Origin of the sequence: Cobetia sp. UCD-24C, assembly GCF_001306765.1 — a bacterium.
GTDB classification, from domain to species: Bacteria; Pseudomonadota; Gammaproteobacteria; order Pseudomonadales; family Halomonadaceae; genus Cobetia; species Cobetia amphilecti.
In genome coordinates this window covers 59,406-84,412 of the sequence record NZ_LJTD01000011.1, presented here as the reverse complement: position 1 = coordinate 84,412, position 25,007 = coordinate 59,406, and the positions used below count along the sequence as shown (strand labels likewise).

24 protein-coding genes and 1 tRNA gene are annotated in these 25,007 nt (G+C 64.3%); 7 read left to right on the top strand and 18 right to left on the bottom strand.

From position 1 onward, the window contains the following. Positions 1–3: 3 nt before the first annotated feature. The 16 genes from AOG28_RS14700 to rplU all read right to left on the bottom strand — a co-directional run bounded on the left by AOG28_RS14700 (position 4) and on the right by rplU (position 15,294). Complete coding sequence (locus AOG28_RS14700) at positions 4–582, bottom strand: pilus assembly PilX family protein (RefSeq protein WP_131432819.1); 579 nt, start codon at positions 580–582, stop codon at positions 4–6. Continuing rightward, positions 582–1,571: a PilW family protein gene (locus AOG28_RS14695; protein WP_152965434.1), complete on the bottom strand. Its 990-nt coding sequence runs from the start codon at positions 1,569–1,571 to the stop codon at positions 582–584. The genes AOG28_RS14700 and AOG28_RS14695 overlap by 1 nt, the downstream gene beginning before the upstream one ends. After that, a complete protein-coding gene (pilV, locus tag AOG28_RS14690; RefSeq protein WP_082388834.1) occupies positions 1,568–2,134 on the bottom strand; it encodes a type IV pilus modification protein PilV in 567 nt (188 codons plus the stop codon). Before pilV ends, AOG28_RS14695 begins: the two co-directional genes overlap by 4 nt. Beyond that, positions 2,131–2,631 (bottom strand): GspH/FimT family pseudopilin, encoded by a 501-nt coding sequence (locus tag AOG28_RS14685; RefSeq protein ID WP_054556929.1) that lies wholly within the window; start codon positions 2,629–2,631, stop codon positions 2,131–2,133. The genes pilV and AOG28_RS14685 overlap by 4 nt, the downstream gene beginning before the upstream one ends. 73 nt (positions 2,632–2,704) lie before the next feature. Continuing rightward, positions 2,705–3,193 (bottom strand): type IV pilin protein, encoded by a 489-nt coding sequence (locus tag AOG28_RS18895; RefSeq protein WP_054556928.1) that lies wholly within the window; start codon positions 3,191–3,193, stop codon positions 2,705–2,707. 221 nt (positions 3,194–3,414) lie between these two features. Beyond that, positions 3,415–4,383 (bottom strand): 4-hydroxy-3-methylbut-2-enyl diphosphate reductase, encoded by a 969-nt coding sequence (ispH, locus tag AOG28_RS14675; RefSeq protein ID WP_054556927.1) that lies wholly within the window; start codon positions 4,381–4,383, stop codon positions 3,415–3,417. Positions 4,384–4,442: 59 nt separating this feature from the next. After that, positions 4,443–4,886, bottom strand: a complete 444-nt coding sequence (gene fkpB / locus AOG28_RS14670) for an FKBP-type peptidyl-prolyl cis-trans isomerase (protein ID WP_043335961.1) — start codon at positions 4,884–4,886, stop codon at positions 4,443–4,445. 20 nt (positions 4,887–4,906) lie between these two features. Continuing rightward, a complete protein-coding gene (lspA, locus tag AOG28_RS14665; RefSeq protein ID WP_054556926.1) occupies positions 4,907–5,434 on the bottom strand; it encodes a signal peptidase II in 528 nt (175 codons plus the stop codon). Positions 5,435–5,552: 118 nt separating this feature from the next. Next, a complete protein-coding gene (gene ileS / locus AOG28_RS14660; protein ID WP_054556925.1) occupies positions 5,553–8,384 on the bottom strand; it encodes an isoleucine--tRNA ligase in 2,832 nt (943 codons plus the stop codon). 11 nt (positions 8,385–8,395) lie between these two features. Next, a complete protein-coding gene (gene ribF / locus AOG28_RS14655) occupies positions 8,396–9,529 on the bottom strand; it encodes a bifunctional riboflavin kinase/FAD synthetase (protein ID WP_054556924.1) in 1,134 nt (377 codons plus the stop codon). 123 nt (positions 9,530–9,652) lie between these two features. Continuing rightward, positions 9,653–11,149, bottom strand: coding sequence for a murein biosynthesis integral membrane protein MurJ (gene murJ, locus AOG28_RS14650; protein WP_235507047.1), 1,497 nt, complete (start codon positions 11,147–11,149; stop codon positions 9,653–9,655). 279 nt (positions 11,150–11,428) lie between these two features. Next, entirely contained in the window at positions 11,429–11,695 is a 267-nt protein-coding gene (gene rpsT, locus AOG28_RS14645) for a 30S ribosomal protein S20 (RefSeq protein WP_043335965.1), read from the bottom strand. A 289-nt stretch (positions 11,696–11,984) separates the two neighbouring features. Next, on the bottom strand, positions 11,985–13,166 hold the full coding sequence (gene proB, locus AOG28_RS14640; protein ID WP_082388831.1) for a glutamate 5-kinase: 1,182 nt from the start codon (positions 13,164–13,166) through the stop codon (positions 11,985–11,987). A gap of 203 nt (positions 13,167–13,369) precedes the next feature. Continuing rightward, the gene (gene cgtA / locus AOG28_RS14635) at positions 13,370–14,566 is read right to left on the bottom strand and encodes an Obg family GTPase CgtA (RefSeq protein WP_043335967.1); all 1,197 of its coding nucleotides are present in this window, start codon (positions 14,564–14,566) and stop codon (positions 13,370–13,372) included. 125 nt (positions 14,567–14,691) lie between these two features. Then, a complete protein-coding gene (rpmA, locus tag AOG28_RS14630; protein ID WP_043335969.1) occupies positions 14,692–14,949 on the bottom strand; it encodes a 50S ribosomal protein L27 in 258 nt (85 codons plus the stop codon). Between the two features lie 33 nt (positions 14,950–14,982). Next, positions 14,983–15,294, bottom strand: coding sequence for a 50S ribosomal protein L21 (gene rplU / locus AOG28_RS14625; RefSeq protein ID WP_043335971.1), 312 nt, complete (start codon positions 15,292–15,294; stop codon positions 14,983–14,985). 283 nt (positions 15,295–15,577) lie between these two features. Between rplU and ispB the strand changes: the two genes are divergently transcribed. The 3 genes from ispB (at position 15,578) to AOG28_RS14610 (ending at position 17,253) form a co-directional block, all read left to right on the top strand. Beyond that, on the top strand, positions 15,578–16,567 hold the full coding sequence (gene ispB / locus AOG28_RS14620) for an octaprenyl diphosphate synthase (protein WP_054556923.1): 990 nt from the start codon (positions 15,578–15,580) through the stop codon (positions 16,565–16,567). A gap of 242 nt (positions 16,568–16,809) precedes the next feature. Beyond that, positions 16,810–16,886 (top strand) — tRNA-Pro (locus tag AOG28_RS14615). 136 nt (positions 16,887–17,022) lie between these two features. Continuing rightward, positions 17,023–17,253 carry a hypothetical protein gene (locus AOG28_RS14610; RefSeq protein ID WP_054556922.1) on the top strand — a complete coding sequence of 77 codons (231 nt, stop codon included), beginning with the start codon at positions 17,023–17,025 and terminating at the stop codon, positions 17,251–17,253. A gap of 35 nt (positions 17,254–17,288) precedes the next feature. Here the strand turns inward: AOG28_RS14610 and AOG28_RS14605 are convergent, their stop codons facing one another. After that, on the bottom strand, positions 17,289–17,549 hold the full coding sequence (locus tag AOG28_RS14605) for a hypothetical protein (protein WP_054556921.1): 261 nt from the start codon (positions 17,547–17,549) through the stop codon (positions 17,289–17,291). Positions 17,550–17,747: 198 nt separating this feature from the next. On the opposite strand from AOG28_RS14605, the gene AOG28_RS14600 reads away from it, so the two are divergent. From AOG28_RS14600 to AOG28_RS14590, 3 genes are all read left to right on the top strand, one after another. Next, on the top strand, positions 17,748–18,605 hold the full coding sequence (locus AOG28_RS14600; RefSeq protein ID WP_054556920.1) for a TlpA disulfide reductase family protein: 858 nt from the start codon (positions 17,748–17,750) through the stop codon (positions 18,603–18,605). A gap of 138 nt (positions 18,606–18,743) precedes the next feature. Then, entirely contained in the window at positions 18,744–21,686 is a 2,943-nt protein-coding gene (gene rapA, locus AOG28_RS14595; protein WP_054556919.1) for an RNA polymerase-associated protein RapA, read from the top strand. A 232-nt stretch (positions 21,687–21,918) separates the two neighbouring features. Then, positions 21,919–22,680, top strand: a complete 762-nt coding sequence (locus AOG28_RS14590; RefSeq protein WP_082388830.1) for an RluA family pseudouridine synthase — start codon at positions 21,919–21,921, stop codon at positions 22,678–22,680. Between the two features lie 20 nt (positions 22,681–22,700). Here AOG28_RS14590 and AOG28_RS14585 read toward each other — a convergent pair whose 3' ends face one another. Then, positions 22,701–23,636 carry a TIGR01777 family oxidoreductase gene (locus tag AOG28_RS14585; RefSeq protein ID WP_054556918.1) on the bottom strand — a complete coding sequence of 312 codons (936 nt, stop codon included), beginning with the start codon at positions 23,634–23,636 and terminating at the stop codon, positions 22,701–22,703. Between the two features lie 164 nt (positions 23,637–23,800). Here AOG28_RS14585 and AOG28_RS14580 point away from each other — a divergent pair, with 164 nt between their 5' ends. Next, on the top strand, positions 23,801–25,000 hold the full coding sequence (locus AOG28_RS14580) for an NAD(P)/FAD-dependent oxidoreductase (RefSeq protein ID WP_054556917.1): 1,200 nt from the start codon (positions 23,801–23,803) through the stop codon (positions 24,998–25,000). The last annotated feature ends 7 nt before the right edge of the window (positions 25,001–25,007 follow it).

Here is a 25,007-nt window from a genome sequence, read left to right as displayed (position 1 = left end):
CTCTCAGAAGTAAGGGCCCAGTTCCATCTCGCTTTGCACTACTGTCCAGGAGGCACCATTGCCGCCCCCCGTGCCCATCGCGTTGATACGGAAGGCATCCAGGCGCGTGCCCACCGCATTCACTTCGTTGCTGGCATTCAGCGGCGGCTCGCCGACCTTGCCCAGATACTCGATCACATAGGCCCCGATGACCGCACCGGTATCACTGTCCAGCGTCTGGATACCGCTGGCTTGCCAATCCGCTTCCGAGAGCGGGTTGATCGGCGGTGCATCCTCGGGCAGTGCCAGCATCAGGCCGGCCGAGTCATCGAAGCTGTCCAGGCTCCAGGTGCCATCCTCCAGGCTTTCCTGCAGCGCACGCTCACCGATGCTCAGGCTGGTTTCCGCGTTGTAATAGGACTGCTCGAAGTTGCGGCTGTTGACGGCCATGCGTGTCTGCAGCTGACTGTCCTCGACCCCGGTCACGGCCAGCAGGCCGATCACGACCAGCATGATCAACACGATCAGCAAGGCGATGCCTTGCTGACGTGCTGGCCCCCGGGTGACCGCGCAGACTCTGGACGTTGAAGACGATGTATTCATCAGCTGCCCCTCAGTTGCAGATTGCGCGGCGTGAACGTGAGATTGAAGGTTCGCGTCAAACGCCCATCGTTATCCCCACCCGGCACCACTCCCGGCAGGCTCTCGAGCGTCAGAGCGATCTCGATACGGCGCACCTCATCCCAACGGCCTTCGCTGCGCACCGTGGCGGCCGGCACCTTGACGCGATCGACACTGCCATTGCCGGTGGTATCCAGGCTGAAGCTGACATCGAAGCCCTGTACGCCGGAGGCCAGTTCTTCGCGTGAGAAAGCGGCATCGATACGGTCGATATACAGTGCACGCACCGACGAATCGTTGGCCTGGTCATCCAGCCGCAGCTCCCAGGCCTGCACCGGGTAGAGATAGGCATTCGAGGACTGAGAGCTGCCGTAGGAACGTGACAGGGTGTCGTTGGTTTCCACATTGCCCTGGGTGGTGCCCGACACCCTGAAGACATCGGTGCTGCTGCAATCACTGACCAGTGCATACTCGTTGGTCACGAAGGCATCTTCGCTACCGTTGCGCACGGACAGGGGGCCGCCCAACGACGTCATGCTGCTGGTCAGCGTGGTTTCATCGCCGTCCTTGCTGGCAGCGACGAACGTCAGATTGAAATAGCTGAGGCCCCGCTGGGTGCGCTGCTGCCCCCCGAAAGGCGCCGTGAGATCGTGAGAGGCATCCACCGAGCTGGCATTGGTGATATCGCGGCTATTGGCACAGCCTGCGTAGCCCACATTGCGCATCAGCGGCTGGAGCCGGAAGGACACGTAGCGGGCCGATTCCTGCAGATAGGAAAGCGCCTCCTGGGTGCTCACGGTACTGCGTGAGGTCGAGAACATCTGCACGGCCATCGCCGTGATCAGCAGCCCCAGCACCAGGCTGATCATCAGCTCGACAAGCCCCACGCCCGCCTGGCGTTTCAAACCATGCGGACGGGCGGTGTCGGGGGCGAAGCGTCGGCGGACCGATGCAGGGGAACAGCGATTCATGGCTCTACCTCGAAACGATAGGTCTGCTGGTCAACTCCCCCGCTGATGGGGTCACTCCACTGCACCTGGACACTGACATCGTGAACGCCGATACCGGCGCCGCCGACAACACGCTCGTCGACTTCCACGCTGCCGACGCCGCTGGTCAGCGTGGAGCCGATGATGGCGTCACGCCAATCAATGATGTCCTGGTCCGCCAGCTCTGCGGGCACGCAGTCCGAGCTGCATCCATCCGCCGGCGCATTGGTGGTATCGGCATCATCATATTGATCGATGGCCTCAAGGTTGGCGCGGATACGCTCAGCCATGTCCAGCGACAGCAGTTGTGCCACGGTATTGCTGTAGCTGACGCGCTGATGCTGAAGCGTCTGAACTTGCAACAACCCCAGCCCCAGCAGGGAAACCCCCAGCAGCATGACCGCGACCAGCGCCTCGATCAGGCCGACGCCGCGCTGAGAATGCCGAGCGGAACGCCGCCGCTGCAGGCGAGACAGCAATGTCTTCCTCAGCGCTCGCGGCTGCAGGGCTTGCTTGAGGGATGTGATCATCAACGATGCTGTCATGAGCAGTCCCCTCCTGATTCAAGGCGTACACGGCCTGAAGGCGCCACTACCACAGAGGTAGCATCGGATACCGCACAGAACACCAGCGTACTGTTGCCACTAGTCAGCGTGCCGCGATCGTTGTAGGTGATCCTGGAGGCGCCCCCCGACTGGGCAACCGCATTGCTGTCCTGATGGATCCACAGGCGGTCGTCGAGGGTGAAGTTGGAAGCATTCCCGACATAGACGACCCAGCCATTCGCCCAGTCATCGTCGCAGGTCGTGGGGTTGGGGGTGGCGACGCTCGGCGCATAGGGACAGACACTCACATCCACACCGCGCGTGGTGGCGGTGCTGCGCGCCATGCCGAGCGCATGGGTCAGGGCACGCACATCGGACTCCACCTGAGAGCGCTGCACCAGGCCTTGCCAGGCCGGCACCGCCCAGGTCGCGATGATGGCAATGATCGCCACTGTCACGATCAGCTCGATCAGGGTGAAACCACGGGATTGGCGCATGAGAGATACTTCTCCTTGCCGCTGAGGGGCGACCGGCCGTGCCGGACTCGAGTCTGTCTTCTGGGGCCCACCATCACCAGCACCGACCTCCTCCTTCGGCACCGGTATTCATGTCCTGGTCCATCCACAGCACGCCACAGTCATCATTGAGTTGTGCCCCTTGAGGCGTCGCCTGCAGGACGAAGGCCGAGGCAGACAGACTGCGATACGTGATCAGGTAGCGAAGATTGCCACCGCCGTCCTCTATACGGCTGACGCCATCCGTCGGCTGGTCATCCCCCCCCACGGGCGCCTCGGAAAAATTCTGGTAGTAGAAGCCATGCAGCTGTCTGGCCTGCTGCCCCAGTGCCTGCTGAGCATGCGAGCGCCAGCTGCGCTCCACATAACCGAGATAGGAGGGAATGGCGACCGCCGCCAGAATGCCGATGATCGCGACCACCATCATCATCTCGATCAGGGTGAAGCCCTTAGCCCGACGCCTGCCAGCTGCCCCGCGCCCCGGTCTCGGCTTGCGGCGTGCACCTGCACTGCTGACACCGGTGACCGAGAACAGTCGTGGCATGGGGAATTCTCCAGAGTACGAACCATACCTCTATTATGTATCATTTTGGTAACTGCGCATTACATTTTTTTTCAATACGCACCAGATTGATCAACGATCGTGCTCAAGAATGCCGTTGCTTATACAAGAAACTGCTGAATTGAATGGCAAAATGCGAATGGCGCGCATAAAAAAGCCGCGACAGGGTCGCGGCTTCTTCACTGGCAGAAACTTACAAGGCGTTACAGCTCGCGGATCTGATCCGAGGCGATCAAGCGCTCCTTGAGCTCCTTGGGCATGGAGAAGACGATGTTTTCCTCCTGACCCTCGAGTTCCTCGGGCGCCGAGGCTCCCAGTGCCATCAGACGATCGATCACGCCCTGCACCAGCACTTCGGGGGCACTGGCCCCGGCGGTGATACCGATGCTGCCGATACCCTCGAGCCAGCTGGCCTCGATCTGCTGCGCATCGTCGATCAACCAGGCGGGGGTCTGCATGCGCTCGGCCAGTTCGCGCAGGCGATTGGAGTTGGAGCTGTTGGGGCTGCCGACCACCAGCACCACATCGCAGGCTTCCGCCAGCATGCGCACGGCGTCCTGACGATTCTGGGTCGCGTAGCAGATGTCATCCTTGCGCGGGCCCTGAATCGCCGGGAAGCGTTCGCGCAGCGCGTCGATCACGCGCGCCGTGTCATCCATCGAGAGCGTGGTCTGGGTGACGAAGGCCAGCTGCTCCGGGTCCTTGACCTCCAGACGCGCCACATCGGACTCGTCTTCCACCAGATGGATGGTGCCACCCTGGGAAGTGTCATAGCGGCCCATGGTGCCCTCGACCTCCGGGTGGCCCTCATGACCGATCAGCACGCAATCCTGGCCCTTGCGCGCATAGCGCAGGACTTCCATGTGCACCTTGGTCACCAGCGGGCAGGTGGCATCGAAGACCTTGAGGTTGCGACGCTCGGCCTCTTCCTGCACGGCACGCGAGACGCCGTGTGCCGAGAAGATGACGATGACGTCATCCGGCACTTCGTGCAGTTCCTCGACGAAGATGGCGCCGCGCTCCTTGAGGGAGTCGACCACGAAACGGTTGTGCACCACCTCGTGACGCACGTAGATCGGCGGCCCGAACACGTCGAGCGCCCCGTTGACGATATCGATGGCGCGATCCACTCCGGCGCAGAAACCGCGCGGGTTGGCCAGCTTGATCTGCATGACAGGCTCCGCTTGATGGCGAGGTGCGCTCACGGGGAGCGCACCTCTGGAAAGAAGACTCAGTGCGTGGTCGCGGGGGCGACTGACAGTACCTCGACCTCGAAGGTCAGGGTACGCCCGGCCAGCGGGTGATTGAAGTCGACCTTGACGTCACGCTCATCAATCTCGCGGATGATGCCCGGCAGCTCCGAACCCGACGGCTCGGCGAAGGACATCACCATGCCGACCTCGATCTCTTCATCGAAGCTCTTGCGCGCCACGGTCTGGACGTTCTGCGGATTGTGCTGACCGAAGGCATGCTCCGGCGTGATCGTGAAGCTGCCGGTCTCGCCCGCCGCCATGCCCATGATCGAACGCTCGAAGCCCGGCGGCAGATTGCCGTCACCCACCTGGAAGGTGGCCGGTGTCTTGTCGAAGGTGGAGTCCACCTCGGTGCCGTCTTCCAGACGCAGACGGAAATGGAGGCTGACCTCCATGTTATCGGCGATACGATGCTCGCTCATGCTGACCTCGCTTGTGGCGCTCATTCGGAGCGGCCACGGAAAGATTCAAGAATCAGTGCCACGGCTCCCAGGCTGATGGCGACGTCCGCCACGTTGAAGGCCGGGAAGAAGGCATTGCCCCAGTGGAAGGACAGGAAGTCCACCACGTAGCCATGCACGACACGATCATAGAGATTGCCAAGCGCGCCCCCCAGCACCAGCGCGATGCCCAGCGCGGTGAAGGTCTCGTGACGCTTGAGGCGCGCAAGCCAGATGCTCAGGCCGATGGCTGCCACCACCGCAATGCCCGCAAACAACCAGCGCTGCCAGCCATCATGGCCAGCCAGAAAACTGAACGCCGCGCCGGTGTTGTGGAGCAGCGTCAGATTGAAGATCGGCAGCACTTCATTGGCCTGACCATAGACCAGCGAACTGCTGGCCAGCCACTTGGTGGCCAGGTCCAGCACCACGATCACCAGCGACAGCCACAGCCAGCGCAGCGGCGAGCGCATCGGCTCACTGCCGGCCGAGGGGGTATCCGTCGCTGGGCCTTGTGAAGAAGACGTCATGTTACCTTCCTGTCGTGAAATGAGTCTGCGACCGGCAAGACACGAACGCCGGGCCAGAGCCCGGCGTTCGATATCAGCGCTCAGCGGAGGCTGAACGATGCCGCGGTCGCATCAGCGATCAAGCGAAGTGACGCGTCTCGCCTTCGCCATCCGGCAGATTGGTCACGCAGCGGCTGCACAGCGTCGGATGTTCCGGCAGGGTGCCGACTTCCGGACGGTGGTGCCAGCAACGCTCGCACTTGGCATTCTCGCTGACCTTGACCGCCACCTTGAGGCCGGACACTTCGGTCTCTTCCGCCTCACCGGCCGCCTCGAGAGGCGCCAGGGTCACGCCGCTGGTCAGCATCACGAAGCGCAGCTCGTCGCCGAGACTTGCCAGTAGCGTATTGAGCTCGTCGTTGACGTAGAGAGTGACTTCCGCCGCCAGGCCGTTCTTGACCAGACCGGCGTTGCGCGCGCCTTCCAGCGTCTTGTTGACCGCCTGCTTGACGTGCAGCACCTGCTCCCAGAACTCACGCCCCATGGCCGCATCATCCGCCAGAGTCGTCAGGCCGGTGTAGGCCGTCTCGAGGAAGATGGTGTCCTTGCGCGGGCCCGGGATGTTGGCGTAGATCTCTTCACCGGTGAAGGAGAGGATCGGCGCCATCCAGCGTGCCAGTGCCTCGATCACGTGATACAGCGCCGTCTGGCAGCTACGACGCGCACGCGAGTTCGGCTGCGTGGTGTACTGGCGGTCCTTGATGACATCCAGATAGAAGCCGCCCAGCTCACGCGAGCAGAAGGTCAGTACCTGCTGGTAGATGTCGAGGAAGCGGTATTCCTCGTAGGCCAGCTCGACACGTGCCTGCAGCTGGGCGGCACGATCGACCACCCACTGGTCCAGCGCCAGCATGTCGTCAAAGGCCAGCGCATCACGCTCGGGCTCGAAGCCGTTCAGATTGGACAGCAGGAAGCGCGAGGTGTTGCGGATACGACGATAGGCATCGGCGGTACGCTTGAGGATCTCGTCCGAGACGGCCATCTCGCCGGAGTAGTCATTGGAGGACACCCACAGGCGCAGGATGTCGGCGCCGAGCTTGTCCATCACCTGCTGCGGCGCGACCACGTTGCCGACAGACTTGGACATCTTGCGACCCTGCGCATCCACGGTGAAGCCGTGAGTCAGCAGCGCCTTGTAGGGCGCGTGGCCGTCGATGGCACAGCCGGTCAGCAGTGACGAGTGGAACCAGCCACGGTGCTGGTCGGAGCCTTCCAGGTACAGGTCGGCACGCGGGCCTTGCTCGTGACCATGCGGGTGCGAGCCACGCAGCACATGCCAGTGGGTCGTCCCGGAGTCGAACCACACGTCCAGCGTGTCGGTGACCTTCTCGTAGTTCTCGGCCTCATCGCCCAGCAGCTCCTGGCTGTCGAGTGACCACCAGGCATCGATGCCGTGCTCGGCGACACGATCGGCGACCGCTTCCATCAGCGCCACGCTGTCGGGGTGCAGTTCCCCCGTCGCGCGATGCAGGAACAGCGGAATCGGCACGCCCCAGTTGCGCTGACGCGAGATGCACCAGTCCGGACGGTTGGCGATCATGCTCTTCAGACGCGCCTGACCCCAGGCCGGGATGAAGGCGGTGTCCTCGATGGCGGACAGCGCCTTGTCACGCAGGGTCACGCCGTCGGTGCCGGCAATGTCCATGCCGACGAACCACTGGGCCGTCGCGCGGTAGATGACCGGGGTCTTGTGGCGCCAGCAGTGCATGTAGCTGTGGGAGATCTTCTCGTGCGCCATCAGCGCACCGAGCTCTTCCAGACGCGCGACGATGTTCGGGTTGGCCTTCCAGATGAACTGGCCACCGAATTCCGGCAGGTCCGGCACGTAGACGCCGTTGCCCTGCACCGGGCTTTCGATCTCGTCGAAGCTCATGCCGTAACGACGGCAGGTATGGAAGTCATCCTCGCCGTAGGCCGGCGCGGAGTGGACGATACCGGTACCGGCGCCGGTCTCGACGTAGTCGGCCAGATAGACCGGCGACAGACGATCGTAGATCGGGTGACGGAAGTTGATCAGCTCCAGCGCCGCGCCATTGACGGTCGCCAGCGTCTCGCCGCTCAGGCCGAAGCGCGCCAGGCTGTCCTCGACCAGTTCCTCGGCGAGCACCAGCAGGCGCTCGCCGGTGTCGACCAGCGAGTAGACGAAGTCCGGGTGAACGTTGAGCGCCTGGTTGGCCGGAATGGTCCACGGAGTGGTGGTCCAGATCACGATCGCCGCCGGCTTGCTCAGTGACTCGAGGCCGAAGGCCTTGGCCAGCGCCGCGCTATCGTCTGCCGCGAAGGCGACGTCGATGGCGTCAGAGGTCTTGTCGGCGTACTCGACTTCCGCTTCCGCCAGTGCAGAGCCGCAATCGAAGCACCAGTTGACCGGCTTCAGGCCCTTGAAGACATAACCGCCCTTGACCATTTCGGCCAGCGCACGGATCTCGCCGGCTTCATTGGCGAAGTCCATGGAGCGATACGGGTTGCCCCAGTCACCGACGATACCGAGACGGATGAACTCGTGCTTCTGGCCTTCCACCTGCACGCCGGCGTATTCACGGCAGAGATGACGCGCCTTCTCGGACTCGAGATGCTTGCCGTGGGTCGTCTCGACCTTGTGCTCGATGGGCAGACCATGACAGTCCCAACCCGGCACGTAAGGCGCGTCGAAGCCCGCCATCGTCTTGGCCTTGACGATGATGTCCTTGAGAATCTTGTTGACGGCATGACCGATGTGAATATTGCCGTTGGCATAGGGAGGGCCGTCGTGGAGCACGAAGCTCGGACGGCCCTTGCCTGCTTCACGCAGACGCGCGTAGAGGTCAATCTCGTTCCAGCGTGCCAGTTGGTCCGGCTCACGCTTGGGGAGATTGCCGCGCATCGGGAAGTCGGTATCGGGCAGATTCAAAGTGTGCTTGTAGTCGCTCATAGCCTTTCGGGTCAGCCGTCGTGGGGGCGGGAAGCCTGGGCTTCCCGAGCTGTGGAATCAGACACCTCAGCAGTGCCGTGTAAGGGTGCCGTCGGCGCATCCGTCATCAGTGCGCTCAGCGGACGGCTGGCCAGCGGCAGGTCAGCCATCGAGGTCATGCAATCGAGCAACGCCTGCTCATCACCGGCAGGCGTCTCGCCCGCGGCCAGCGCGAAGAAGCGCTTCGCCAGGGCGATGTCGGCGTAGATGGCGGCCTTGAGGGCTTCCAGGCCATCGAAGCGCTGTTCACCGCGCAGGAAGGCGCAGAAGCTGGCGCGCATCGGCTGGCCATAGAGGTCTTCCGCGAAGTCCAGCAGATGGACCTCGAGCACCGGCCGCGGCGTGCCGACCGTCGGGCGCCAGCCGATGTTGGCCACCGCCGGGCAGTCGCGGCCGTCGGCAAGGTGCGCCATTACCGCGTAGACGCCGGAGACTGCCAGCGGCGCATTCGGCAGCGGCAGGTTGGCGGTCGGCACGCCCAGCGTGCGGCCCAGCTGGCGGTCCGCGACCACGCGTCCCTGCCAGTGGTGGGCACGCCCCAGCAGCCGGGCGGCCAGCGCCATGTCGCCTGCGGCCAGCACCTCACGCACGCGGGTGCTGGAAACGCGCTCACCGGCGATCTCGAAGGTGCGGGTATGCTCCACCGCAAAGCCTTCGGCGGCGCCGATGCGCTCCAGCAGCGCGAAGTCTCCGGCGCGATCGCAGCCGAAGCGGAAGTCGTCACCGACCACCAGATGACGCACGCCGAGGCCATCGATCAGCACCTGCTCGATGAACTCGCGTGCCGACAGCGAGCGCAGCGTCTCATTGAAGGGCAGACACAGTACGCGCTCGGCGCCATGGCTACCCAGCAGACGCACCTTGTCCGCCAGACGCGTCAGCCGCGGCGGCGCCCTGTCACCCGCGAAGAACTCACGCGGCTGCGGCTCGAACACCACCACCGTGGCGGGCAGGCCATAGGCCGCCGCGCGCTCGCGAAGTTGCTCCAGAATCGCCTGGTGGCCGAGATGCACGCCATCGAAATTGCCGATGGTGGCCACACAGCCGCGACTGCCATCCTGCTTGCGCAGGCGGGCGAGATTGTGGAGTCCTCTGATCAAGTCCATGCGTGCATCACACAAGCCGCCGAAAGTGGTCGATTATAGCGAAGGGGCACGGCGCTGACAGCCACCGTTGCCCCACCAGAGAGAAAACTGCTGGAACGCGAGATGTGAATCGGGAGTCGGGGCTCAGCCCTGCATGCGGAAGTGGCGCGGACGTATGCCGCAAAGCCCCAACCACAGTGCATAGACCAGCACACCGCCGACGACCAGCGCCCCCATCATCGCACAGCGCTCCCACAGGCCCCAACCGAGCCAGGTGGTCCAGTCCGGTGACAGCCACAGCAGGCCACCACCCATCAGGGCGCAACCGCCAATCAGCGTCAGCGAATAGCGTCCCCAGCCGGGCTGGAAGCGCAGCACGCCGTCACGATACAGGCCGCGTGCCAGCAGGCCCGCATTGAGGAAGGCCGACAGCGCCGTGGCCAACGCAAGCCCCGCGTGCGCCAGTGGCACGATCAGCGCCAGGTTGAAGGCCATGTTGGCGACCATCGCGATGATACCGATCTTGACCGGCGTTTTCGTGTCCTGACGTGCATAGAAGCCCGGCGCCAGCACCTTGATCAGCATGAAGGCCAGCAGCCCGAAGCTGTAGGCACGCAGGCTCTGGGCCGACATCACCACATCGTTGTCGGTCATCGCGCCGTAGTGGAACAGCGTGATCAGCAGCGGTTCGGCCAGCACGCCGAGCGCCAGCGCCGCCGGCACACCGATCAACAGCACCGAGCGCAGCGCCCAGTCGAGCATCTTCTGGAAGTGCTCCAGTGATTGCTCGGCGTGGCGCCTGGAGAGCGCCGGCAGAATCACCGTCCCGATGGCGATGCCGATGATGCCCAGCGGCAGCTCGACCAGACGGTCGGAGTAATAGAGCCACGACACGCTGCCGGTGACCAGAAACGAGGCCAGCACGGTATCCAGCAGCAGATTGATCTGCGAGACCGAGACACCGAACAGCGCCGGGGTCATCAACTTGAGGATGCGGCGCACGCCTTCATGGGCGAAATTCGGCCATGGCTTGGGCATCAGGCCAAGCCGCAGCAGGAACGGCACCTGGAACAGCAACTGCACGCCGCCCGCGATCAGCACGCCCCAGGCCAGCGCCATGGCGGGTGTCTCGAAGCGCGGGGCCAGCAACAGCGCCGCGCCGATCAGGCTCAGGTTGAGCAGCACCGGCGTGATGGCCGGTACCGCAAAGCGATTCCAGGTATTGAGCACGCTGCCTGCGAAGGCGGTCAGCGAGATCAGCAGCAGATACGGGAAGGTCAGGCGCAGCATGTCGCCGGTCAGCGCCAGCTTGCCGGCATCGTCACCAAACCCGGGCGCGAAGACCCACACCAGCCAGGGCGCACACAGCATCGCAAGCGCGGTGATCAACGCGAGTATGACGCCAAGACTGCCACTGACGGCGTCCAGCAACTCGCGGACCTCTTCCCGTGTCCGGCGAGTCGCATACTCCGACAGCACCGGAATGAAGGCCTGGTTGAAGGCACCCTCGGCAAACAGGCGGCGCATGAAGTTGGGGATCTTGAAAGCGACGAAGAAGGCGTCCGCCCCACTGCCGGCGCCCAGCAGGGATGCGATGGTCACATCGCGCGCCAGACCCAGCACGCGCGACAGCATCGTCATCACGCTGACGATCAACCCGGAGCGCAACAGACCACCCCGCACCGGCAGGCTGTCGCCCGAGCGGGTCTCGCCCTGGGCACTCGCCTGTGAAGCGGACTGCGCGGCGGCCTCGGCCTTGCCGTCTTCTCCCCTGACTTCCTTCTCGCCTGCGGGCGACTCATCCTGCGGCTTGCTCACCCTGACACCCCTCTCGCTTCCCTGACCTGACACCGATGTCATCCACTCGACAGACAGACACAAAAAAACCGGCCGAAGCCGGTTTTTTCACACTCACACGTCTTAGACAGCCAGTGCCTTGACGCGAGTGTTCAGACGGCTCTTCAGACGAGCGGCCTTCTTCTTGGACAGAATGTCCTTGTCGGCGTAACGGTCGAGGACCTTCTGCGCGACATTGAAAGCGGCCATGGAAGCAGCGTGATCGCCAGTCTTGACGGTCTTCAGCACGTTCTTGATGCTGGTACGCACGGCGGAACGCTGTGCGGAGTTGTGCTGACGACGAACTTCAGCCTGACGAGCGCGCTTACGTGCTTGCTTGGAATTTGCCACTTTGATGCTCCTTATGAGTCCACCCGTAGGCGCGTACTCATGAACTTGAATTTGGAAGACGTTGTCGCACCGCGACAGCGAGTCCGATCATCTCTCGCCTTTCGACACTGATGTGAAGACTTTCGAGAAATCAGCGACTTGACGTGGAAGCCCCGTCAAACCTTCGCCATCGGGGCGGACCAGCACCCGACAGGACGGCAGAGTCTAGCATGACCCGAGCGCATATCGCCAGTCTGAGCTTGCCTGCGCCAGACCCAGGCACAGAGCCAGGAAGCAGGCCTCATGGGTGCTACAGCACGATGAGGTTGTCGCGGTGGATCAGTTCCGGCGCCTCGATATAGCCCAGCGTGGCTTCGATCTGATGGCTGGGCAGGCCGAGAATCCGCCCGGCATCTTCGGCGCTGTAATTCACCAGTCCCTTGGCGATGCGCTGACCGGATTCATCGACGCACTGCACCAGGTCACCGCGCTTGAAGGCGCCCTCGATCTTCCTGACGCCCACCGGCAACAGGCTGGAGCCACGCGTGGTCAACACATTGACGGCGCCGGCATCCAGCGTCAGGGTGCCGCGCACCTGCAGCTGCCCCGCGATCCAGCGCTTGCGCGCCGCGATCGGCGCATGCTCCGGCAAGAGGAGCGTGCCGAAGCGCTCACCGGAAGCCAGCCGGGTGATCACCTCGGGCTGACGACCAGAGGCGATCACGGTCAATGCGCCACTGCGCGCCGCCAGACGCGCCGCGCGCACCTTGGTCGCCATGCCGCCACGCCCCAGCACCCCGCCGCCACCGGCGACCTTGACCAGCATCGGGTCATCGGCCTGCGCTTCCTCGATCAGCCTGGCCGCCGGATCATGGCGCGGGTCGGCGTCGTACAGCCCTTCCTGATCGGTGAGCAGCAACAGGGCATCGGCTTCCAGCAGATTGGCGACCAGCGCGCCGAGCGTATCGTTGTCACCGAAGCGAATCTCGTCGGTGACGACAGTGTCATTCTCGTTGATCACCGGCACCACGCGCAGCTCCACCAGGGTGCGCAGCGCCGAGCGTGCATTCAGGTAACGCTTGCGATTGGAGAGATCGTCGTGGGTCAGCAGAATCTGGGCGGTGGTCAGGCCGTGACGATGGAAATGCTCTTCATAGCACTGGGTCAGGCCATTCTGGCCGACCGCCGCCGCGGCCTGCAGCTCATGCACGCCGCTGGGGCGAGCCGACCAGCCCAGCCGCGACATGCCGACCGCGATCGCCCCGGAGGACACCACGATCACCTCGACACCCCGCGCGTGCAGCGCCGCGATCTGATCGACCCAACGACCGATGCCGGCATCATCCAGCCCGCGGCCGTCATCGGTCAGCAGCGCACTGCCGATCTTGACCACCACGCGTCGTGCATTGGCCAAGGCCTCGCGCCCCGACTGACTGCCCAGCTCCGCCACTTCCGCCACCTTCTGCTCCGACACCGCGCTCTCTCCTGTCATGTAATCCCTCGCCCGGCAGGCTCTGCCTCCCTGCTTGCCATTGTCTGCTCCCGCCAGCCCGCTGTCATCACTCCTCGCCGGCCCCGACAACGAAAACGCCCCGCCGCGAGACCATGAGGTTCGGGGCGGGGCGTGAATCGCGAAGCGGGTCGCTCGTCACTCAGTGGCTGCCGCGCAGGACAGCCACCGGACGAACTGATACCTCAGGGCGCGTATTCGACTTCGACGTCGTAATCGTCGTCATTGAAGTCGTCATCGTCCTCTTCTTCGTCATCCTTCTTGCGCTTGCGACGTGTCAGGCGCTCTTCAGCGCGCTCCAGCGACTCGTTCTCCATGCGCGCCAGCAGGGCGGCATGCGCCTCGGCAGCTTCCGGATCTTCCGCCAGCTGCAGGCGTTGCTCGCCCAGCCAGCGGTGAGCGGCCTGCACCAGCTCCTGAGTGCCGATACCGCTGGCCGCGGAGACGACGAACAGCTCGCCCTCCCAGCCCAGGCGCTCGACGAGATCCTTGACCATCGCGTCGCGATCATCCTCGGGCAGCAGGTCGATCTTGTTGATCACCAGCCAGCGCGGCAGCTCCGTCAGTGCTGCGGAGAAGTTCTTGAGCTCCTTGAGGATCGCCTCGACCGCATAGGCCGGGTCGCTCTCGTCAAAGGGCGCAATATCCACCACGTGCAGCAACAGGCGCGTACGCGTCAGGTGCTTGAGGAAACGCAGACCCAGGCCAGCGCCGTCAGCAGCGCCTTCGATCAGACCGGGGATATCGGCCATCACGAAGTGCTGGTGGCTACCGATCTTCACGACACCGAGGTTCGGCACCAAGGTGGTGAACGGGTAGTTGGCGACCTTGGGCTTGGCGGCGGAGACGGCGCGGATCAGCGTCGACTTGCCGGCATTCGGCATGCCGAGCAGACCGACATCTGCCATCACCTTCATCTCGAAGCGCAGGTTGCGACGCTCGCCCCAGGTCCCCTTGGAGGTCTGGCGCGGCGCGCGGTTGGTCGAGGACTTGAAGTGGATGTTACCCAGACCACGACGTCCGCCCTGCGCGACCAGCAACAGCTGACCGATTTCCGTCACGTCACCGATGATCTCGAGGGTTTCCTCGTCGATCACGGTGGTGCCGACCGGCACCTTGACGATCAGATCCTCACCCGCCTTGCCTGCCATCTGGCGGCCTTGACCGGCATCGCCGCTCTCCGCCTGATAGTAGCGCTGGAACTTGAAGTCGATCAGGGTATTGAGCGAGTCATCCCCGATCAGGTACACACTGCCGCCGTGCCCGCCATCGCCCCCATCGGGACCACCGCGCGGCACGTATTTTTCACGGCGAAAACTCAGGCAACCATTGCCGCCACGTCCGGCCTCTACAATGATCGACGCTTCATCAAGGAACTGCATGCTGCTCTCTCCTGACGACGACCCGGGCCGTCATGCGACAAAAAAGCCCCGCCTGAGCGGGGCTTCCTTGCAGACTGCCATGCGACACCGGGGCATCGAGCAGTCTGCGTAAGCTGTCAGACGTTTCAGGCAGAAACGATGCTGACGAACTTGCGGTTCTTCGGACCCTTGGTCTCGAACTTCACGTGGCCGTCGGCCAGAGCGAAGAGAGTGTGGTCCTTGCCGATGCCGACGCCAGTACCAGCGTGGAAACGGGTGCCGCGCTGACGCACGATGATGTTGCCGGCGATAGCCGCTTGGCCACCGAACAGCTTCACACCAAGGCGCTTGGATTCAGAATCGCGACCGTTGCGGGTAGAGCCCGCCGCCTTCTTATGTGCCATTGGATAATTCTCCTATGGTGGGTAGCGCTGCAATTAAGCAGAGATACCAGTGATCTTGACTTCGGTGAACCACTGACGGTGGCCCGCACGACGCATGGAGTGCTTCCGGCGACGGAACTTGATGATGGTGACCTTGTCGCCACGGCCGTGAGACACGACCTCGGCAGAAACCTTGGCACCTTCAACCAGCGGAGCGCCGACCTTGATGTCGTCGCCTTCAGCGACCATCAGGACTTCGTCAAACTGGATAGCTTCGCCAGTCGCGACTTCAAGCTTCTCGAGCTTCAGGGTCTGGCCTTCCTGAACGCGGTACTGCTTGCCACCGCTCTTGATAACTGCGTACATGATTCTCTCCATCGGACTCATCAAGGGTGTGCTCTTGGGTGGCCTGCTGCGAGTGGCGCCCCTTCTGGAGCCATCTGACAGGGAGCGGGATGAGTCACGGCCGCGTATTATAGCGCCACGTGCCGCGACCGACAAGCAATGTCAAGGTTTACGCGGCCAATCGGCCGCCAGCCAGCGTCCTTGCGCGGGTGCACGCCTTGACGGCCATAGGGGTGCCCCATAGCATTACCGCCAAACGGCACGCCACGGCGGCCTCACCTCTCGCTACGGGCACGACGATCTCATGCAAGCCGACGCATCGACCCTTCACGCGGCAGTGGCAGATGACTTCGCCGCCGTCGACCGCACCATCCTCGCGCAGCTCGAGTCGCGCGTGCCGCTGGTCCAGACCATCGGTCAGTACATCATCCAGAGTGGTGGCAAACGCCTGCGCCCGGTGCTGGTGCTGCTGGCAGCCCGCGCGCTGGGCTATCAAGGCGAGAAACACGTTCATCTGGCCGCGCTGATCGAATTCATGCACACCTCGACCCTGCTGCACGATGATGTCGTGGATGAATCCAGCCTGCGGCGTGGCCGCTCCACCGCCAACGACACCTGGGGCAATGCGCCTTCGGTGCTGGTCGGTGACTTCCTCTATTCGCGCTCCTTCCAGATGATGGTCGAAGTCGGCTCGATGAACGTGATGGCGATTCTCTCCGCTGCCACCTGCACCATCGCCGAAGGGGAAGTCCTGCAGCTGACCAATATCGGCAATGCCGACATTGATGAAGCCGCCTACTTCGAGACCATCCACGGCAAGACCGCCATGCTGTTCGAGGCGGCCGCACATGCCGGCGCGATTCTGGCCAGGGAAACCGACGACACCGTGACCCCGGCACAGGTCAGCGCGCTGCAGAACTATGGCCGCTACCTGGGCCTCGCCTTCCAGCTGATCGATGATCTGCTCGACTATCAGGGCGATGCCGAGACCATGGGCAAGAACGTCGGTGATGACCTGGCCGAAGGCAAGCCGACCCTGCCGTTGATTCGCGCCATGCAGGTCGGCAGCCCGGCCCAGGCCAGTCTGGTGCGCGGCGCCATCGAGAAAGGTGGACTGGAGCAGCTCGACGAGGTACTGGAAGTGGTGCGCCTCACGGGTGGCCTCGACTATACCCGCAGCCGTGCCCAGGAGATGGCCGACAACGCCCTGAGCGAGCTCAAGGCACTGCCGGAGAGCGAATTCCGCGACAGCCTCGAGCGCATCGCGTTGTTGAGCGTCGGCCGCCAGGCCTGATACCCGCATGACGATGGCCTGCCTGGCAGGTCGTCAGCCAGTGGGTCAGTCAGTCCATCATGACAGCAGAAAACCGCCGCCAACGTGGCGAGAAGCGCCGGCAGGATGAGGTGAAGAGAAGCGCGCTTCTCGACAGCGGAATTGCCCCTTGAGACTCAGATAAAACTTTTTGACCTCAAGGGCTTGCAAAGCAAAGCTGCCTGCGTATAATTCACCTCCGTCGAGACAAGCTCACGACGCATCGGAGTATAGCTCAGCTTGGTAGAGCGCTGCCTTCGGGAGGCAGAGGTCGTAGGTTCGAATCCTGCTACTCCGACCAGATATATGAAAAAGCCGCTGATCACTGATCAGCGGCTTTTTTGATGCTGGAAGGTTTTTCCTGCCTCACAAGCCTGCTTCTGCTTGCTCGCGTCTGCGACGCGCTCCCCAACGCGCTACATCCCTCAGGGTGCCCCATGCACACACTGCGTCTTGCCTTGCTGTCCCTGCTGCTGACCTCACTGCTCTCCGCCTGCGCCAGCCCGCGCGCCCAATGGGAAAAGCCAGGTGCCAACAGCACACAAGCCCACAATACCTATGCGGGCTGCCAGTACGAGCTTGGCCTGACCGACAAGTCCGCCAACGAGAAGCAGACACTGCTGAAATACTGCATGGAGCGCGACGGCTACCGCCTGCAGAGTTACTGATTCATAGCGCGCACTGAACCGTATCGAGCGGCGAGTCAGTCGGACATCCAGCTGTCACTCGCCTTGCGGGCCCGCTCGCGACCAGCACGTTCACGGTCGCGACGGGCCTTTTGCCTGAGGTAGTAACTGCGCAGGGCAAGGCCGAGACCGAAGGCCAGCATCAGGGCGAATACCAGCCCCTGCCAAGGGCGGGCGGCATCGCCAAGCCAGGTCTCCAGCGCGACGATGGCGATCAGGCCGCTGGCCTGACTGGCAACGGCGATCGCACGGCTACGGTCATAATGATGTGACAGCATGGGGATATCCTTGCAGCGTCCTCGGCGGCAGAGCAATGCTCAGCGCGCGAGGCGTGGATGTCGAAGTCCGTCGATTATCGCATACTCGAGCCTCGCGACTGCAGCGCCTGCCGCGCGTTTGCCAAGCACTTGCCACATACAGGCCGACAGGTATTGCTGCCCTGAACGCTCCCCCGGACACCGCCAGAGGATAACCGCATGGACGCCATCGCCCTGGGCCCTGCCCTGATTTCCGTCGAACGCCTCTATGCCTTCGTGGCAGCCCTGGTGATGCTGATCGAGTTCTCGCTGCTGATTCGTCTGCTGGCACGCATGCACGCCAGGGGCACGACCGCGCCCGCTCACGATACTCCCCCACTGAGCCCCTCGCACTGGTTCAATCGCATGCTGGTCAGCTGGGTGATCGGCGCGCGCCTCACTCATGTCGCGCTGCACTGGGCAAGTTATCAGCAGGCGCCGCTGGATATCCTCAAGCTGTGGCAACCGGGCTACCACCTGCTCGGCGGCATGCTGGCCGCGACCCTGGCCAGCCTGTGGCTGTTGCGCCGGCATGGCGCGATTCGCCAGGTCATCGCGCTGGGCAGTCTGACCCTGGGGCTGACCGCCTTCCTCGGCCTCAAGCAACTCGACCCGCTGGGCAATGACTCCGCCATCGAAGCGATGCCTGCCATCACCCTCAATCATCTGGATCGCCGCCCCGTGGCGCTGAATGACATCCAGGACGAGCGCGTGATCGTCAATCTGTGGGCCACCTGGTGCCCGCCCTGCCGGCGCGAGATGCCACTGCTGGCAGAGGTCGATCAGGCACCCGGCGTCACCGTGGTACTGGCCAATCAGGGCGAGCAGGCACTGGCGGTGACCCGCTTTCTGCAAAGCGAACAGCTGACGCTCGAGTACGCGCTGCTCGACCCCGCCATGCAACTGATGGCGCTGGCCGAGGCGCAGGGACTGCCCGCGACCCTCGTCTTCGATGGCGACGGACAGCTGATCGAGCGTCATATCGGCGAGCTGAGCCGCGCCCAGCTGGACGCCCTGCTACCGGCGTCACGGCCATAGTGCGACACCCTGGTGGCCTCGCTCGGTGCGACAAAGACGCTCGCCGCAAGAAAAGGCGCTTAAGCCACGGCGTCTGATCCGGTAAGATACCGCGCCCCTGTATTCCCGATTCCCGTCTTTGTCCTACCCCGAGGCTTCATGAGCGACTTCATTCCCGGTCAGCGCTGGATCAGTGACGGCGAGGCTGATCTCGGCCTTGGCACCATCCTCAATGTCGACTTCCGTACCGTCACCGTGCTCTTTGCCGCCAGCGAAGAAACCCGCACCTACAGTCTGCGCGAAGCGCCCCTTACCCGGGTGGCCTTCGGCAATGGCGACCGCATCCAGTCCGACGATGGCGAATGGCTGATCGTCGATGACTTCAAGGAAGTGCGCGGCCAGATCGTCTACATCTGTGAGCGCAGCGGCGAGCATGCCGGCGAGCTCATCGAGCTTCCCGAAGCCCGCCTGAACGACAAGATGCAGTTCAATCAGGCACGTGATCGCCTGCTGACCGGCCAGGTCGACCGCAATGACTGGTTCGACCTGCGCTACCGCACCCTGCGCCACTTCCATCGTGTTGAGCAGAGCCCGGCGCTGGGCCTGTCCGGCCCCAAGGTCGACCTGGTGCCGCACCAGCTCTACATCGCCGATGAAGTCTCGCGCCGTCACGCGCCGCGGGTACTGCTGGCCGATGAAGTCGGCCTCGGCAAGACCATCGAAGCCGGCCTGATCCTGCACCGCCTGCTGCTCAGCGGCCGCGCCAGCCGTGCGCTGATCCTGGTACCGGCGAGCCTGACCCACCAGTGGCTGGTCGAGATGCTGCGCCGCTTCGCGCTGGATGTCTCGCTGCTCGACGAGGAGCAGTGCAAGGCCTACGGCACGCGCAATCCCTTCGAAGGCAACCAGATCATTCTGGCCAGCCAGGACTGGCTGTTCGCCAACCCGTCGCGTCAGGTCCAGGCTGCCGCCTGCGACTGGGACATGCTGATCGTCGATGAGGCCCACCACCTCGACTGGAGCGAAGACAAGGTCGGCCCGGGCTACGCCTGTGTCGAATCCCTCGCTCGCCAGACCGCCGGTGTGCTGCTGCTGACCGCCACGCCGGAGCAGATGGGGCTCGAGAGCCACTTCGCGCGCCTGCGCCTGCTCGACCCGGAGCGCTATCACGACATCGAGCGCTTCAAGGCCGAGGAACAGGGCTATGTGGCCGTCGCCAGCGCCATCGACGCCCTGGAAGCGCTGCCCGCCGATGAATCCGGTCTCGACAGCCTCGCCAGCGTGCTGGATGACAGCGACAGCCGCGCCCTGCTCGACACCCTGATGGACAGCGATGCCGACGATGCCCAGCGCGACAGCGCGCGTCGCCAGCTGCGCGACCAGCTGCTCGACCGCCACGGCACCGGCCGTGTGATGTTCCGCAACTCACGCACCCATGTCGCCGGCTTCCCCGAGCGTCGCCTGCACGTCCACGAGCTGGAGCTGCCCTCCTCCTACCGTCGCGTGGTGCGCAAGCTGGAGCGTGACGAGGACTATCTCGATGACCTGCTGATCGAGACCGGCATGAACCACCCCGAGGTGGTGCTGTTCCTCGACGAGATGTATCGCGCCCTGCCCGATGACCGCATGAACGCGGAGCCCTGGTGGCAGATCGACCCGCGCGTCATGTGGCTGCTGGAAACCCTGACCGACCTCGGCAACGAGAAGGCACTGGTGATCTGTCATACCGCCGATACCGCGCGTGAGCTGTCCGAAGGCCTGCGCGTGCTGGGCGGCGTGCATGCGCCGGTCTTCCATGAGGGCATGAGCCTGGTCGAGCGCGACCGTGCCGCCGCGGCCTTCGCCTCCGAAGAGGAAGGCGTGCAGCTGCTGGTGTGCTCGGAAATCGGCTCGGAAGGTCGCAACTTCCAGTTCTGTCACCACCTGGTGATGTTCGACCTGCCGGTACATCCGGACCAGCTCGAACAGCGCATCGGGCGTCTGGATCGCATCGGTCAGCAGTTCCCGATCGAGATCCACGTGCCGGTCTTCGAAGGCTCGCCGGGCGCCCAGCTGCTGCGCTGGTACCGTGACGGCATGGACGCCTTCAGCGCGCCGCACGGCATCGGCAGCGAGCTCTACGCCCAGTTCGGCGACGAGCTGGAAGAAGCCCTGCTCGACAGCGAAGAGATCGACAGCATCATCGAGCAGACCCGCGAGCGCTTCGATGCCCTGCAGGAAGAGCGTCAGTCCGGCCGCAACCGCCTGCTGGAACTCAATGCCTGCCGTCACGAGCGCGCCGAGGAAGTCATCGCCGCCATCGAGACGCTGGACAACGACAAGGCACTGCCCGGCTATCTGGAGCGCGCCTTCGACATCTTCGGCATCGAGAGCCGGGATCTCGGCGACGGCATCACCTATCTGGCACCGGGCCCGCACATGCTCGACGGCCTGCCGGGGCTGGTGAAGGGCGAGGAAGGCTTCAGCGTCACCAGTGACCGCGCCACCGCGCTGTCACGCGAAGACGTGCAGCACCTGTCGTGGGAGCACCCGCTGGTACGCGAGATGCTGGTCCGTATCCTGGACGGCTCGATGGGCAACACCGCGCTGGCGCTGCTCAAGCACCCGGCGATTCCCGGTGGCCGCCTGATGACGGAAGTGGTGTTCCGCACCCAGTCCACCGCGCCGCGCGGCCTGCGTCTGGGCCGCTTCCTGCCGCCGACCGCCATCCGTGTCCTGTTGGATGAAACCGGCAGCAACCTGTCCGACAAGGTCTCCTTCGGCGGACTGGCCAAGAACCTCAAGCCGGTCAAGAAGGCGGTCGCGCGTGACCTGATCAAGCAGAGCCACGCCACGCTGCGCAAGCTGATGAGCGATGCCGAGCAGGAAGCCGAGCGCGAACTGCCGACCATCGTCGAGCAGGCCCAGCAGCAGATGCGCGAGCAGCTCAGTGCCGAACTGGCGCGCCTGGAAGCCCTGGCCAGCCACAACCCGGCCGTGCGCGAGGAAGAGCTCGAAGCGCTGCGGCAGGAACGTGCCGCGCTGGATGGCGCCATCGAGACCACCCGTCTGCGTCTGGACAGCGTGCGCGTCATCGTCACCGTGGATGCCCACGAGCGTTGAGCTGACCGCAGGCGTCAGTGATGAACCTGAAACGCCCCACCTGCCATCGGCAGGTGGGGCGTTTTGCCATGTGCGCCAGCGACAATGGCCCGCTGGACTTGCCAGATCGACCAGCGGCCGCGACGATGCCATCGCTTGCGTGCCACGACTCGCGGTCCGTCACTTACGCTTCATCACTTGCGCTTCACCCCTATTGTTTCATCCTATCGCTTCATTACTACAGAGCACCCTCATGGCGAGATCATATCCAGAGAGCGACGAGGCAGCGTCAGGGCAGAGCTGGCGGGGAGAGCGCCTGGCCGAGGAAGGCGAGCGTGTCGCGAAGGTGGGACTGTCGCTGCTGGCTGCGGGCGATGACTGGTGGGCCATCGACAAGCCGGCCGAGCTGCCCTCGGTACCGGGGCGTGATCCCTCGCGCTTCGACAGTGTCCATTCGCGCCTGTGCCAGCTGAGCGACGATACCCGCGCCGTGCACCGCCTGGATGTGGCGACTTCCGGGGTGCTGCTGGTGGCGCGCAACGTCGAGGGCCAGCGGCGGCTGTCGCGGCTCTTCCAGTCGCGCACCATCGAGAAACGCTACCTGGCCGTGGTGGCAGGGCATCTCACGCCCGCCGAGGGCAGCATCGCCCTGCCGCTGCGCTGTGACTGGCCACGCCGCCCGCGTCAGATCGTCGACTTCACGCATGGCAAGTCGGCACTGACGCATTATCGGGTCGAGCAGCATCTGACGCTCGAGGGCCAGCGCCCGGATGGTACGCCTCAGACCCTCGCCGCCAGCCGTGTAGCGCTGACGCCGCATACCGGGCGCTCACACCAGCTACGCCTGCATATGCTGGCGCTCGGCCATCCGATCATCGGCGATGGCTTCTATGCGCGCGGAGCGGCACTCAATGCCAGCCTGCGCCTGTTGCTGCATGCGGCACGTCTGGTGATTCCGCCAGCCAGCGACAGCGAGGCACCGCCACTGGTGCTGGAAGCGCCGCTGCCCTTCTAGCGTCGCCTTGCTGCCAAGGCTCACTTGCGTGACAGGATATCGGCGAAGGCCACGTCGAGGGTCGGGTAATCGAAGGTGAAGCCGGCAGCCAGCAGACGCGCCGGCACCATGCGGGCGCCTTCCAGCAGCAGGGTACTCATCTCTCCCAACCCCAGCTCAAGCGCCTTGGCCGGCAGCGGCAGAATCGCCGGACGCCCCAGACCGCGGGCCAGAGCGTGGGTGAAGCCCATGTTGGTGACCGGATGCGGCGCGCTGGCATTGAAGGCACCGCTGAGACTGTCATCCGCCAGCAGACGCTCGATGATGCGAATCATGTCGTGGCGGTGGATCCACGGCATGTAATGGCGCCCATCACCCAGCCGCCCCCCGAGCCCGAGCTTGAAGGGCGTCAGCAGCTTGGCCAGCGTGCCGCCATCGGCCTCCATCACCAGGCCAGTGCGGATGATGGCCAGTCGCACGCCGTATTCGGTGACGGGCATGGCGGCCGCTTCCCAGTCGCGACACAGGCGATGATTGAAATCGTCGTGGGGCGTCGCCTGCTCGTCGATCTCGACATCGTCCGGCTCGCCCGCCTTGGGCTGTGCGCCGTAATAGCCCATCGCCGAGCCGGACACCATCACCTGCGGCGGATGGCCTTCGGCGGCCAGCTGCTGACACAGCATCACCAGATGCTCGGTGGTCTCCAGCCGCGAACGGCGCAGCTCACGCTTGTGATCCTCGCTCCAGCGCCGTCCGGCTATCGACTCCCCCGCCAGATTGACGATGCCCTCAGGCTGCCAATCCTTGAAGGCCAGTGACGAATCCGCCGCGACCACCGTCAGCCCCAGGTCGGCAAACTGGCGCTCAGCACGCTCAGGGCGGCGCGATACGACCGCCAGCGAGTGGCCCGCCGCCGCCAGTGACTGACACAGCGCCTGGCCGACGAACCCCGTTGCACCTGTTATCAATATTCGCATGTTGCCCTCCTCGGCGATGAAGCATCGAGTGTGCCGACTTCCGCCATAAATCTATACTTATATTGTACAATTATGCGCAAGAAGTTAACTTTAGCGTATCTGCTGTCGGGTCACATGACGACCCGTTCCCCCCTGAACACCGCCTGCGCAGGAGTCGCCTCCAGATGCCAGTATCGTCCATCGCCATCATCGGTGCCGGTATCGCCGGATTGTCCGCCGCCACCCGACTGGCCGCACAGGGCCATGCGGTGACGATTTTCGAGAAGGCACGCGGCCCCGGCGGACGCCTGGCCAGTCGCCGAACGAGCGAAGGCCCCATCGACATCGGCGCGCAATACTTCACGGCGCGTGATCCACGCTTCCAGTCCGCGCTCGAGCAGTGGCGGGCCGCAGGCGTCGTCGCAACTTGGGGTGAGAGACTGTTGAGCCTCGGCAAGTCGGCGTCTGACGAGAGCCAATGGCAGCGGCTGCGCGATGATTCCATCCGCTACGTGGCCAGTCCGCGCATCAGCGCCCTGAGCCGCCACCTCAGTGAACAGCTGCCGGCCCACGCCAGTCTGCACAGCGAAACGCGCATCACGCGCCTGATCGCGGACGAAGGCACAGCATCAGGCAAGCGCTGGCGGCTCGAGGACAGCGACGGTGATCAGCACGGCCCCTTCGATCACGTGGTGATCAGCGCACCGGCGCCACAGGCACGCGCCCTGCTGAGCACGTCCGGCACCGACGCCCAGGGGGTGGCGCTCGGCGAGGACTCGCTGGCCCCGGCCCTGAGTGAGGCGCTGGCGCAGGTGGAGATGGCGCCGACCTGGACACTGATGGCCACTCTGGAGACGCCACTACCCGCGCTGGGGGGCGACGCTGACTGGCAAGGGTTGCTGGTCAGTCGCGGCGATGATGGCCCGCTCCGCTGCGTGATGCGCCAGCATTCGCGTCCCGGCCGCCAGCCACCGTCACATGCCAAGGAGACCCAGAGCAAAGAGACCCTGAGCCTGCTGGCGACCGCCGGCTGGAGTCGGGCGAATCTGGAGAAGTCGCCACAGGAGGTCGCGACCTTGCTGTGGCAGGCCTTCGAGGCACTGCCGGAGCTCCGCGAGCTGGCGCCGGGCTGGAGCCAGGGCAAGGTCACCCTTGCGGCGCATCGCTGGCGTTACGCTCACCCGACCCAGACGCTGCCGCAGACTTCAGCGGCAGCCGGCCAGAAGGGCTATGACCAGAAGGACTATGTCCACAATGTCTGCGGCCAAGGGTCATCCGGGCTATGGCTGGCCGGAGACGCCCTGCGTGGCCCGCGCGTCGAGGACGCCTGGCTGTCAGGACACGAGGTAGCCGAACAGCTGCTCAACACCCTCGCCGACAGCTGATACGCTG